Genomic DNA, 12,280 nt, shown 5'->3' on the forward strand with positions numbered 1-12,280 from the left:
GAATACTGGGTGCGACGGGCGATCCGCTGGCCATCCGCTGACGGTCGAGGCGAGCGGCCGCGCTTGGCGCGGGGGCACGAATGCGGATCCTGCCGCCCGGACCTGCGGTCCCTGCTGGCCGCGGCGCAGATGAGGACAGCCGCCCGGCAAGGGGGCGGCCGCCGGCAGGTCAGACGGCCACGGCGTCGGGCCGGGGCCGGATCGCGGCCTCGCGGCGGTTGCGCAGTTCCTCGGCCACCAGGAAGGCGAGTTCCAGCGACTGACTGGCGTTCAGGCGCGGGTCGCAGGCGGTGTGATAACGGTCCGACAGATCCTCGTCCGTCACGGCGCGGACGCCGCCGGTGCATTCGGTCACGTCCTTGCCGGTCATCTCGAAATGCACGCCGCCGGGGATCGTGCCGCAGGCCTTGTGGACGGCGAAGAACTCGCGCACCTCGCGCAGGATCGAATCGAAGGCCCGCGTCTTGTAGCCGGTCGAGGACTTGATGACGTTGCCGTGCATCGGGTCGCAGGACCAGACCACGTTCGCACCCTCGGATTGCACCGTCTGGATCAGGCGCGGCAGGTGGTCGCCCACCTTTCCCGCCCCGAACCGCGCGATAAGCGTCAGCCGACCCGCCTCGTTTTCGGGGTTCAGCTTGGCCATCAGCGCCTTCAGGTCGTCCGCCGTGGTCGTCGGGCCGCATTTCAACCCGATGGGGTTCTGCACACCCCGGCAGAATTCGACATGCGCACCGTCCACCTGGCGGGTGCGGTCGCCGATCCAGATCATGTGGCCCGACCCCGCCACCGGCAGACCAGTGGTCGAATCGACGCGGGCCAATGCTTCTTCGTATTCGAGCAGCAGGGCTTCGTGGCTGGTATAGAAATCGACCTTGGACAGTTGATGCGCGGTGTCGGAATTGACCCCGGCGGCCTGCATGAAGGCCATCGCGTCGCTGATCCGGTTCGCGATGTCGCGGTATTTCGCGGCCTCGGGGCCGCCGACGAAATCGGCGATCCAGCTTTGCACGCGGTGCATGTCCGCGAAACCGCCGGTCGAGAACGCCCGCAGCAGGTTCAGCGAGGCCGCCGCCTGGGTGTAGGCCGCCAGCATCCGCTGCGGATCGGGGATCCGCGCCTCGGCCGTGAAGTCGAAGCCGTTGATGATGTCGCCGCGATAGCTGGGCAGTTCCACGCCATCGACGACCTCGGTCGGGGCGCTGCGGGGCTTGGCGAACTGCCCCGCCATCCGGCCGACCTTGATGACCGGCATCTGGGCGCCCCAGGTCAGCACGACCGCCATCTGCAACAGCAGCTTGAAGGTGTCGCGGATATTGTCGGCGCTGAATTCGGCAAAGCTTTCGGCGCAGTCGCCGCCTTGCAGCAGGAAGGCCCGGCCCTCGGCGGCCAGGGCAAGCTGGGCCTTCAGGCGCCGCGCCTCTCCGGCAAAGACCAGGGGGGGATAACGGCGCAGCTGCGCCTCGGCCGCCTGCAACGCAGCGGGGTCGGTATAGTCCGGCATCTGGACGCGGGGATAGGCGCGCCAGCCGGCCTTGTCCCAGGTTTGGGTGGCGGTCTTGCGGTTCTCCTGCGTCATGGCACGCACTCCTTGGAAATGATCGTGTTGATATAGACGCGAACGGCCGCAAGGGGAAGGTGGCGGATCCTCTTGCGGCAGCAGGAAAACCCTGATGATGTGGCGCGAACACGCGCGAAGACAGCCCCATGCCATCCGAAAAGCCCCGCCGGTTCACCTTTCTTCTGCTGGAACGGTTCACCATGCTGCCCTTCACCGCAGCCGTCGAGCCGCTGCGGCTGGCCAACCGCGCCTCCGGGCGGAACCTCTATGCCTGGCGGCTGGTCGGGACAGGCAAGGACTGGGCCACCTGCTCGAACGGCGCCAGGGTCGCCCTGGACGGGGGACTGGACGACACGACGGCCGAACGCGACGACGCGATCATCGTCTGCGGCGGCACCGAGATCGCGCGCGAGGCGACCCGGCCCGTGCTGACCTGGCTGCGCAAGCAGGCGCGCGGCGGCGCGACGATGGGCGCGGTCTGCACGGGCGCCTGGATCCTGGCCGAGGCGGGGCTGCTGGACGCGCGCAAGGCCACGATCCACTGGGAAAACCACGACGGCTTCGCCGAGGCCTTTCCGCAGGTCGACCTGTATCGGTCGGTCTTCGTCAAGGACGGCAACCGGCTGACGGCGGCAGGGGGCACGTCCTCGATCGACATGATGCTGCACCTGATCGCCGAGGCGCATGGCGAGGCCCTGGCGACCGAGGTCGCGGACCAGATGCTGCACACCACCATCCGCACCAACCAGGACCGCCAGCGGCTGTCGATCCCCACCCGGATCGGCGTCCGCCACCCCAAGCTGGCTGCCGTCATCGCGCGGATGGAGGGCAACCTGGAAGACCCGATCAGCCCGGCCCAGCTTGCGGCGGATGCGGGGATGTCCACCCGCCAGCTGGAGCGGCTGTTCCGCCGTTACCTGAACCGCAGCCCCAAGCGGTATTACATGGAAACCCGCCTGGCCCGCGCCCGCAACCTGCTGATGCAGACCGACATGTCGATCATCGAGGTCGCCCTCGCCTCGGGCTTTTCCAGCCCGTCGCATTTTTCCAAATGCTACCGGGCGCTGTATGGCGGCACGCCTTACCGCGAACGCGGGACGGGGGCGCCGCCGCAGGCATGAAAAAACCCCGGAGCGGGATCCGCACCGGGGTCTTTCAGTCACCACGGACCAGCCCTTAATCGGGCACGGTCGATTGGTTTGGATCCAGGCCGATATGGGTGCCCAGGGCCTCCATATCCGCCAGCAGCTTGACGGCGGCGGTGACGACATCATCGCCCACCGCGTCGCGCTTGCTTTCCAGATTGCGGCGAGTGCGATGCGCCTCGGTCATCATCTCGTTGAAGACGGCCTGGGTCACTTCCTCGCGCGGATGGCCGCGTTCGGCCAGCAGGCTGACCGAATCGGGACCGATCTCGACAAAGCCGCCGGTCACGGCGAACTCCGTCTGCGATCCGTCGGCGCCGATCGCCGTGACCAGACCCGGCCGCAGCGTGACGATGGTGGGCGCATGGCCGGGCATGGCGGTCAGGTCGCCGTCCGTGCCCGGCAGGCGCACCTCGCGCACCGGGACCGAGACAAGGCTCCGTTCCGGCGACACGAGGTCGAACTGCATGGTATCGGCCATTTCGCCCCCTTACGCGGCTTCTGCCGCGAGACGCTGGGCCTTCGCCTTCACGTCCTCGATGTCGCCGACCATGTAGAAGGCCGATTCCGGCAGGTGGTCGTATTCACCGGCAACCACGGCCTTGAAGGACGCGATGGTCTTTTCCAGCGGCACCTGAACGCCGTCCGAACCCGTGAAGACCTTGGCCACGTCGAAGGGCTGCGACAGGAAGCGCTGGATCTTGCGGGCGCGGGCCACGGTCAGCTTGTCCTCTTCGGACAGTTCGTCCATCCCCAGGATGGCGATGATGTCCTGAAGCGACTTGTACTTTTGCAGGATGCCCTGCACGTCGCGGGCGACCTGATAATGCTCTTCACCCACGACGGCGGGGTCGAGGATCCGGCTGTTCGAATCCAGCGGGTCCACGGCCGGATAGATGCCCAGTTCGGAAATCGCGCGCGACAGAACCGTCGTGGCGTCCAGGTGGGCGAAGGTCGTGGCGGGCGCCGGGTCGGTCAGGTCGTCGGCCGGAACATAGACGGCCTGGATCGAGGTGATCGAGCCGTTCTTGGTCGAGGTGATGCGTTCCTGCATCGCGCCCATGTCGGTGGCCAGCGTCGGCTGGTAACCCACGGCGGACGGGATCCGGCCCAGCAGGGCCGACACTTCCGAACCGGCCTGCGTGAAGCGGAAGATGTTGTCCACGAAGAACAGAACGTCGGTGCCGGTGGCGTCGCGGAACTGTTCGGCCACGGTCAGGCCGGTCAGCGCCACGCGCATCCGCGCCCCCGGAGGCTCGTTCATCTGGCCGTAAACCAGGGCCACTTGCGACTCGGCCAGGTTGTCCGGCTTGATGACGCCCGATTCCACCATCTCGTGATACAGGTCGTTGCCTTCACGGGTGCGTTCGCCCACGCCCGCGAACACGGAATAGCCCGAATGCACCTTGGCGATGTTGTTGATCAGTTCCATGATCAGAACCGTCTTGCCCACGCCGGCGCCGCCGAACAGGCCGATCTTGCCGCCCTTGGAGTAAGGGGCCAGCAGGTCGATGACCTTGATGCCGGTGACGAGGATCTCGGACGAGGTCGCCTGCTGCGCGAATTCCGGCGCGGGCTGGTGGATCGCGCGGCGTTCGCTGACGTTCAGGGGTTCGCCCTCGTCGACCGGCTCGCCCACGACGTTCAGGATCCGGCCCAGCGTCACGTCGCCGACCGGAACCGTGATCGGGCCGCCGGTGTCGCTGACCGGCTCGCCGCGGACCAGACCTTCGGTCGAATCCATGGCGATGGTGCGGACGGTGTTCTCGCCCAGATGCTGCGCCACTTCCAGGATCAGCTTCTTGCCGTTGTTATGCGTTTCCAGCGCGTTCAGAATCGCCGGCAGGTGGCTGTCGAACTGCACGTCAACGACGGCGCCGATCACCTGCGTGATTTTACCAGTGGCCTCTGCCATGTCTTACCCCTACGTGTCAGAGCGCCTCGGCGCCCGAGATGATTTCGATGAGTTCCTTGGTGATCGCGGCCTGACGCGAGCGGTTGTACTCGGTCGTCAGACGGTCGATCATGTCGCCCGCGTTGCGCGTGGCGTTGTCCATGGCCGTCATCCGCGCGCCCTGTTCGGACGCCGCATTTTCCAGAAGCGCCGCGAAGACCTGCGTTGCGACCGAACGCGGCAACAGGTCGGCCAGGATGGCCTCCTCTCCGGGCTCATAGTCGTACAGCGCCGAGGCACCGCCGGTCGCTCCGCCCTCGGGCAGTTCGGCCGGGATGATCTGGCGGGCGGTCGGAACCTGGCTGATCACCGATTCGAAGCGGTTGTAGAACAGCGTCGCCACGTCGAAATCGCCCGCCTCGAAGCGATCCAGCACGTCGTCGGCGATGGCGCGGGCATTGTCGTAACCCACGCGCTTCACCTCGGACATGTCGACATGGCTGACGAACAGGCTGCCGTATTCGCGCTTCAGCTGCTCGCGGCCCTTCTTGCCGACGGTCAGGATCGCGACCTCTTTCCCTTCACCCCGCAGCCGATCGGCATATTGCCGGGCCAGCTTGACGATGGTGCTGTTGAAGCCCCCCGCCAGGCCGCGTTCCGAGGTCATCACGACCAGCAGATGCTTGCGGTCGGCGCCGGTCCCGGCCAGCAGGCGCGGCGCGGACGCGGAACCGGCCGCATTCGCGGTCAGCCCTGCCATCACCGCCGCCATCCGGTCGGCATAGGGACGCGCGGCTTCCGCCGCTTCCTGCGCGCGGCGCAGTTTCGCGGCGGCGACCATCTGCATCGCCTTGGTGATCTTCCGCGTGTTCTTGACGCTTCCGATCCGGTTCTTGAGATCCTTGAGACTGGGCATCTATTCCCCCTCTCAGGCGCGGGTCTTGTTGTACGCGTCCAAAGCCGCCTTGATCGCTTCTTCCAGCTCGCCCGAGACCTTGCGGTCGTTGCGGGTCATGTCGTCCAGCAGGTCCGACTTCTGGTTGCGCAGGAACTGGATCAGCCCTTCTTCCCAGGCGACGACATCCTTGACCGGAACGTTGTCGATATAGCCCTTGGTCCCGGCATAGATCACAATCACGATTTCCGCGTTGGTCAGCGGGCGATATTGAGGCTGCTTCATCAGCTCGGTCAGGCGCGAACCGCGGTTCAGCAGGCGCTGCGTCGCGGCGTCGAGGTCCGAGCCGAACTGCGCGAAGGCCGCCATCTCGCGATACTGGGCCAGTTCCAGCTTGACCGGGCCGGCGACGGATTTCATCGCCTTGGTCTGGGCGGCCGAACCCACGCGCGACACCGACAGGCCGGTGTTCACGGCCGGGCGGATGCCCTGGAAGAACAGTTCGGTTTCCAGGAAGATCTGGCCGTCGGTGATCGAGATCACGTTGGTCGGGATATAGGCCGACACGTCGCCCGCCTGGGTCTCGATGATCGGCAGCGCGGTCAGCGAGCCTGCGCCGTTGGCCTCGTTCAGCTTGGCCGAACGCTCCAGCAGGCGGGAATGCAGATAGAACACGTCGCCCGGATAGGCTTCGCGGCCGGGCGGACGGCGCAGCAGCAGCGACATCTGGCGGTAGGCCACGGCCTGCTTGGACAGGTCGTCATAGATGATCAGCGCGTCCATGCCGTTGTCGCGGAAGTATTCGCCGATCGCGGTGCCCGAATAGGGCGCCAGGAACTGCATCGGCGCGGGGTCCGAGGCGGTCGCGGCGACGACGGTCGTATAGGCCATGGCGCCGGTTTCTTCCAGCTTCTTGACCAGCTGGGCCACGGTCGAACGCTTCTGGCCCACGGCGACATAGACGCAATGCAGCGTCTTCATGCCGTCGTTTTCGCGGCCGTTGTAGTTCAGCTGGTTCAGGATGGTGTCCAGCGCGATGGCGGTCTTGCCGGTCTGGCGGTCGCCGATGATCAGTTCCCGCTGGCCGCGGCCGACCGGGATCATCGCGTCCACGGCCTTCAGGCCGGTCGCCATCGGTTCGTGCACCGATTTGCGCGGCATGATGCCCGGCGCCTTCACGTCGGCGATGCGGCGTTCGGTCGCCTCGATCGGGCCCTTGCCGTCGATGGGGTTGCCCAGGCCGTCCACGACGCGGCCCAGCAGCCCCTTGCCGACCGGCACGTCCACGATGGACCGGGTGCGCTTGACGGTGTCGCCTTCCTTGATCGAGCGGTCGTCGCCGAAGATCACGATCCCGACGTTGTCGGTTTCAAGGTTCAGCACCATCCCGCGGATGCCGCCGGGGAACTCGACCATCTCGCCGGCCTGCACCTTGTCCAGGCCATAGACGCGGGCGATGCCGTCACCGACGGACAGCACCTGCCCGACCTCGGCCACCTCGGCCTCCTGGCCGAAATTCCTGATCTGATCCTTGAGGATGGCCGAGATCTCGGCTGCCTGGATTCCCATTATCCGACCTCTTTCATAGCATTCTGGAGGGAAGCGAGCTTCGAGCGGATCGAGCTGTCGATCATCTGCGAACCAAGCTTGACAATCATGCCGCCGATGAGGGCCTCATCGACGCGGGTGTTCAGTTTGACCTTCTTGCCGGACTTCTGCGCCAGGGTGTCGCGCAGGCGGGTCTGCTGGTCGTCGGTCAGCGCGACGGCGCTTGTCACCTCGGCGGTGACCTCGCCGCGCTCGGCCGCGATCAGCGCCTGCAACTGGCGCACCAGTTGCGGCAGCACGAACAGGCGGCGGTTCCTGGCCATCAGTTGCAGCGTGTTGGCCAGCACCGGCGAAAAGCCCATCTTCTGCGCCAGCGCGCCGATGGCGCGGGCCTGATCGTCGCGGGTATAGATCGGAGAGCTGATCAGGTCGCGCAGATCGGCGCTGTCCGACAGCGCCGCGCCCAGATCCTCGGTCTGCCGGGCCAGGGCGTCCAGGCCCCCGTCTTCCTTGGCGATGTCGAAGACGGCCTGCGCATAGCGCCCGGCGATGCTCTGGGACATGGAAACAGAGTTGGCCACGGTCATCCTTTACGGTTTGCGCAAGCCCCACTGGCGGGCCGGCGGGAGCCGGTCTGTCGCGGGGTGCGGGTCGCAGTCGCACGGCTTATGGAGGGCCGTTCGGAAATCTGCGGCGTCTCTAGCAGGTGAAAACGGCTCGGGCAACCGGCTAGAACGCGGAAATGTGAGGGATTGCCACCTTCGGATCTCCATATGCCGGAACGGGTCGGAGAAAGCCGCTGACAGGGGCGCGCGGCGGCCCTTGCGCCTGCCGCAGAAAGGCGTGGAAACAACCCGGCACGGGGCGGTTACCCTGGGGCCGTCACCCCATGCCGGGCGTCACTGACAACATCTACAAAACGGGCAGTCACCCTTGCCATGACGGGCTGGCAGGGCAGGACGACTTGTTAACAGCAGGTCACCAGTTACAGCATTCCTATAGGACATAATGCTGCGCTGCGGCAGTTCACCTTATGGACAGGTCTTGCGCGATTCGCGGGCGTTAACGGTCATTTTTTCTGCATATGCTGCAAATTTCTGGCTGTCGGGGCGCGCGCGGGACGCGGCCCCACGACCCCGTCCAGGATCTCCAGCGGGCTGGGGACATGGACCCGCGATCCGGGGCCTATCGGGGCGCGCATCTGCTTGGACAGTTCGATCAGCACCACTCCGGCGATCAGGACGCGGCTGATGCGCGCGCCCGCCCGTTCCCACATCTGCGCGCTGCCCAGCCAGAACCGCCGGTCCGAGGGCGGGATATAGACCGCCGACCCGTGCCATTCCGGCACGAAACCCGCCCGCCGGGCCTGGGTCTCGATCTGGCCGGTGGTATAGCTGCGGCCCAGGCCGAAGGGCGTGCGGTCCGAGGCCGCCCACAGCCCGGCGCGGTTCGGCACCATCGCCATCATCCGCCCGCCCGGACCCAGCACCCGCCAGGCCTCGGCCAGCAGGGCCGAGGGATCGTCGCTGGTCTCCAGCCCGTGCAGGATCACCAGCCGGTCGACGCTGCCGGTTTCCAGCGGCCAGGCGATCTCGTCGCACAGGACACTGTGGTTGGGCATCCCGGCGGGCCAGGCCATCACCCCCTGCGGGCCGGGCATCAGCGCCGTGACCCGCCGCGCCACCGCCAGATAGGGCCGCAGCATCGGCGCGGCGAAGCCGAAGCCCGCGACAGTCATCCCCGTGCATCCCCCCGGCTGCCAGCGCGACACCAGCCGGTCGCGCAGGATGCGCTGCACCACACGGCCAAGCGACCGCTGGTAATAGAACTGGCGAAGGTCGGCGATATCGTGGTGCATTGCGCCCCGGCCCGGCTTTTGACAGGCTCGACCTCATCACACGCAAGGGGATTTGCCAATGCCGCTGGAACTGGTCACGCTGCGCTGCCTGAAGGACAACTATGCCTATCTGCTGCATGGCGACGAGGGCACGGTCCTGATCGACGCCCCCGAGGCAGCGCCGATCCTGCGCGAACTGGCGGCGCGCGGCTGGTCCCTGTCGGCGATCCTGCTGACCCATCACCACTCTGACCATGTGGACGGCGTGGCCGAGATCGTGCAGACAACCGGCGCCATGGTGATCGGCGCCGCCGCCGACGCCCACCGCCTGCCGCCGCTGGATCTGCGCATCACGCCGGGCGAGCCGCTGGAGGTTCTGGGCGAACCCGTCCAGATCATCGACGTGTCGGGCCATACCGTCGGCCATGTCGCCTTCCATTTTCCCCAATCCGGCTATGCCTTCACCGCCGACAGCCTGATGGCGATGGGTTGCGGCCGCCTGTTCGAGGGCACGGCCGAGATGATGTGGGACAGCCTGTCGCGCCTGAACGCCCTGCCCGCCGACACGCTGATCTGTTCGGGCCACGACTATTGCGCGGGCAACGGCGCCTTCGCGCTGTCGGTCGACCCCGAAAACCCGGCCCTGCGCGACCGGCTGGACGCGGTGCAGCGGGCGGAACAGCCCTGCGCCCCCGCGACCCTGGCACAAGAGCGCGAGACGAATCCGTTCCTGCGGGTGGCTGCCCTGCGGCCGGGCCTGGGGATGGAGGACGCCCCGGACGCCCAGGTCTTCGCCCGGCTGCGCGCCATGAAGGACGCGTTCTGAACGCCAGGCGAAATCGCCGTCACCGGGGCCGCGCTTGAAATCCGCGCGGCGACGCATCACATCTGCCTCAACCGTGGGAAAATCGTGGCGTCCCGGTGAAAAAGCACTTGATGCCGACTGAATTCCACCAAATCTTAACTGTATCGTGACAGTCTGGGCAGGTGGGCACAAGATATGCCCATACCGCCAGCCGACTGACAGGAGAAGACCGTGCCAAGTTTCTCGACCCCCCTGGAACAGGCCATTCACCAGGCGCTTGCGCTGGCGAACGAACATCGACACGAGCTTGCCACGCTCGAACACCTGCTGCTGGCCCTGACCGAGGAACCGGACGCGGTCAAGGTGATGCGGGCCTGCAATGTCGACCTGGACGAGCTGCGAAAGCTGCTTGTCGATTTCATCGAAGACGACCTGTCCACCCTGATCACCGACGTGGAAGGGTCCGAGGCCGTGCCGACCGCCGCCTTCCAGCGGGTGATTCAGCGCGCCGCGATCCATGTCCAAAGCTCGGGCCGGCAAGAGGTGACGGGCGCGAACGTTCTGGTCGCGATCTTCGCCGAACGCGAATCGAACGCGGCCTTCTTCCTTCAGGAAATGGACATGACCCGCTACGACGCGGTCAACTTCATCGCGCATGGCGTGGCGAAAAACCCGTCCTTCAACGAAAGCCGCAAGGTGGTCGGGTCCGACGAACCCGAACAGAAGCAGGCCGAGGCCGCGCCCGAGGCCAAGGACGAAACCGCGCTTGGCAAATACTGCGTGGACCTGAACGCCAAGTCCAAGAAAGGCGACATCGACCCTCTGATCGGCCGCGAGGCCGAGGTCGAGCGGGCGGTCCAGGTTCTGTGCCGCCGTCGCAAGAACAACCCGCTGCTGGTGGGCGATCCGGGCGTGGGCAAGACCGCCATCGCCGAAGGGTTGGCCCTGAAGATCACCCGTGGCGAGACGCCCGAGGTGCTGGCGGGCGCCACGATCTTCTCGCTGGACATGGGCGCGCTGCTGGCGGGCACCCGCTATCGCGGCGATTTCGAGGAACGGCTCAAGGCGGTCGTCAAGGAGCTGGAGAACCACCCCGACGCGATCCTGTTCATCGATGAGATTCACACCGTCATCGGCGCGGGGGCGACCTCGGGCGGGGCGATGGATGCCTCGAACCTGCTGAAGCCTGCGCTGTCGGGCGGCAAGCTGCGCTGCATGGGATCGACCACCTACAAGGAGTTCCGGCAGCATTTCGAAAAGGACCGCGCGCTGAGCCGCCGGTTCCAGAAGATCGACGTGAACGAACCCTCGGTCCCCGACACGGTCAAGATCCTGATGGGCCTGAAACCCAGCTTCGAAAAGCACCACGACCTGCGCTACACGAACGAGGCGATCAAGTCGGCGGTGGAGCTGGCCAGCCGCTATATCAACGACCGCAAGCTGCCCGACAGCGCCATCGACGTGATCGACGAGGCGGGCGCGGCGCAGCATCTGGTCAGCGAAAGCAAGCGCCGCAAGATGATCACCCCCAAGGAGATCGAGGCCGTGGTGGCCAAGATCGCCCGGATTCCGCCGAAGAACGTCAGCAAGGACGATGCCGAGGTGCTGCGCGACCTGGAAGCCTCGCTCAAGCGCGTGGTGTTCGGACAGGACGCGGCGATCACGGCGCTGTCCTCGGCGATCAAGCTGGCGCGGGCCGGCCTGCGCGAGCCCGAAAAGCCCATCGGCAACTATCTGTTCGCCGGACCCACAGGCGTCGGCAAGACCGAGGTCGCCAAACAGCTTGCCAGCACGCTGGGCGTCGAACTGCTGCGCTTCGACATGTCGGAATACATGGAGAAGCACGCGGTCAGCCGCCTGATCGGCGCGCCTCCGGGCTATGTCGGCTTCGACCAGGGCGGGATGCTGACCGACGGGGTGGACCAGCATCCGCATTGCGTGCTGCTGCTGGACGAGATCGAGAAGGCGCATCCGGATGTCTACAACATCCTGTTGCAGGTGATGGATCACGGCAAGCTGACCGACCACAACGGGCGGCAGGTGGATTTCCGCAACGTGATCCTGATCATGACCTCGAACGTGGGCGCGTCCGACATGCAGAAGGCGGCGATCGGCTTCGGCCGCGACAAGCGCGAGGGCGAGGATACCGCCGCCATCGAGCGGACCTTCACGCCTGAATTCCGAAACCGCCTGGACGCCGTCATCAGCTTTGCGGCCCTGTCCCGCGACGTGGTGGTCCATGTGGTCGAGAAGTTCGTGCTGCAACTGGAAGCGCAGCTGATGGACCGCAACGTCCATATCGAACTGACCCCGGAAGCCGCCGACTGGCTGGCCGAAAAGGGTTACGACGACAAGATGGGCGCCCGTCCCCTGGGCCGCGTGATCCAGGAAAACATCAAGAAGCCGCTGGCCGAGGAACTGCTGTTCGGCCGGCTGACTAAGGGCGGCGTGGTCCGCGTGAAGATCGAGGACGACAAGCCGGTCTTCGACATCACCGGCCCCGACGCCCCCCGCATCGGCAAGTCCAAGACGCCGCTGCTGACCGCGGAATAAACCCCGCGCCTCGCTACCCAGGCCCCGCCGTGCCACCTCGCG

The 12,280-nt window shown here is 66.4% G+C and carries 10 protein-coding genes; 3 read left to right on the plus strand and 7 right to left on the minus strand.

Annotated elements, in window-relative coordinates:
* Positions 1-169 precede the first annotated feature (169 nt).
* Positions 170-1,579, minus strand: coding sequence for a class II 3-deoxy-7-phosphoheptulonate synthase (locus PARHAE_RS10460; RefSeq protein ID WP_126154557.1), 1,410 nt, complete (start codon positions 1,577-1,579; stop codon positions 170-172).
* A 128-nt stretch (positions 1,580-1,707) separates the two neighbouring features.
* Between PARHAE_RS10460 and PARHAE_RS10465 the strand changes: the two genes are divergently transcribed.
* Positions 1,708-2,682, plus strand: coding sequence for a GlxA family transcriptional regulator (locus tag PARHAE_RS10465; protein ID WP_126154558.1), 975 nt, complete (start codon positions 1,708-1,710; stop codon positions 2,680-2,682).
* A gap of 55 nt (positions 2,683-2,737) precedes the next feature.
* On the opposite strand, the gene PARHAE_RS10470 is transcribed toward PARHAE_RS10465, so the two are convergent.
* From PARHAE_RS10470 to PARHAE_RS10495, 6 genes are all read right to left on the minus strand, one after another.
* Complete coding sequence (locus tag PARHAE_RS10470; RefSeq protein ID WP_126154559.1) at positions 2,738-3,187, minus strand: F0F1 ATP synthase subunit epsilon; 450 nt, start codon at positions 3,185-3,187, stop codon at positions 2,738-2,740.
* A 9-nt stretch (positions 3,188-3,196) separates the two neighbouring features.
* Positions 3,197-4,621, minus strand: coding sequence for a F0F1 ATP synthase subunit beta (gene atpD / locus PARHAE_RS10475; RefSeq protein WP_126154560.1), 1,425 nt, complete (start codon positions 4,619-4,621; stop codon positions 3,197-3,199).
* 16 nt (positions 4,622-4,637) lie between these two features.
* On the minus strand, positions 4,638-5,516 hold the full coding sequence (locus tag PARHAE_RS10480) for a F0F1 ATP synthase subunit gamma (RefSeq protein WP_126154561.1): 879 nt from the start codon (positions 5,514-5,516) through the stop codon (positions 4,638-4,640).
* A gap of 12 nt (positions 5,517-5,528) precedes the next feature.
* Positions 5,529-7,064, minus strand: coding sequence for a F0F1 ATP synthase subunit alpha (gene atpA / locus PARHAE_RS10485; protein WP_126154562.1), 1,536 nt, complete (start codon positions 7,062-7,064; stop codon positions 5,529-5,531).
* Complete coding sequence (locus PARHAE_RS10490; protein ID WP_206436929.1) at positions 7,064-7,624, minus strand: F0F1 ATP synthase subunit delta; 561 nt, start codon at positions 7,622-7,624, stop codon at positions 7,064-7,066. The genes atpA and PARHAE_RS10490 overlap by 1 nt, the downstream gene beginning before the upstream one ends.
* A gap of 488 nt (positions 7,625-8,112) precedes the next feature.
* Entirely contained in the window at positions 8,113-8,901 is a 789-nt protein-coding gene (locus PARHAE_RS10495; RefSeq protein ID WP_126154564.1) for a class I SAM-dependent methyltransferase, read from the minus strand.
* Between the two features lie 58 nt (positions 8,902-8,959).
* Between PARHAE_RS10495 and gloB the strand changes: the two genes are divergently transcribed.
* Both gloB and clpA read left to right on the plus strand, forming a co-directional pair.
* Positions 8,960-9,706, plus strand: coding sequence for a hydroxyacylglutathione hydrolase (gene gloB, locus PARHAE_RS10500; RefSeq protein WP_126154565.1), 747 nt, complete (start codon positions 8,960-8,962; stop codon positions 9,704-9,706).
* Between the two features lie 210 nt (positions 9,707-9,916).
* Complete coding sequence (gene clpA, locus PARHAE_RS10505) at positions 9,917-12,238, plus strand: ATP-dependent Clp protease ATP-binding subunit ClpA (RefSeq protein WP_126154566.1); 2,322 nt, start codon at positions 9,917-9,919, stop codon at positions 12,236-12,238.
* Positions 12,239-12,280 lie beyond the last annotated feature (42 nt).

Origin of the sequence: Paracoccus haematequi (genome assembly GCF_900631945.1) — a bacterium.
Classification (GTDB): domain Bacteria; phylum Pseudomonadota; class Alphaproteobacteria; order Rhodobacterales; family Rhodobacteraceae; genus Paracoccus; species Paracoccus haematequi_A.

Bases quoted from the DNA above. Each gene is read 5' to 3' on its own strand.
- PARHAE_RS10460 (WP_126154557.1), bottom strand. From the start codon at position 1,579: ATGACGCAGGAGAACCGCAAGACCGCCACCCAAACCTGGGACAAGGCC.
- PARHAE_RS10465 (WP_126154558.1), top strand. From the start codon at position 1,708: ATGCCATCCGAAAAGCCCCGCCGGTTCACCTTTCTTCTGCTGGAACGG.
- PARHAE_RS10470 (WP_126154559.1), bottom strand. From the start codon at position 3,187: ATGGCCGATACCATGCAGTTCGACCTCGTGTCGCCGGAACGGAGCCTT.
- atpD (WP_126154560.1), bottom strand. From the start codon at position 4,621: ATGGCAGAGGCCACTGGTAAAATCACGCAGGTGATCGGCGCCGTCGTT.
- PARHAE_RS10480 (WP_126154561.1), bottom strand. From the start codon at position 5,516: ATGCCCAGTCTCAAGGATCTCAAGAACCGGATCGGAAGCGTCAAGAAC.
- atpA (WP_126154562.1), bottom strand. From the start codon at position 7,064: ATGGGAATCCAGGCAGCCGAGATCTCGGCCATCCTCAAGGATCAGATC.
- PARHAE_RS10495 (WP_126154564.1), bottom strand. From the start codon at position 8,901: ATGCACCACGATATCGCCGACCTTCGCCAGTTCTATTACCAGCGGTCG.
- gloB (WP_126154565.1), top strand. From the start codon at position 8,960: ATGCCGCTGGAACTGGTCACGCTGCGCTGCCTGAAGGACAACTATGCC.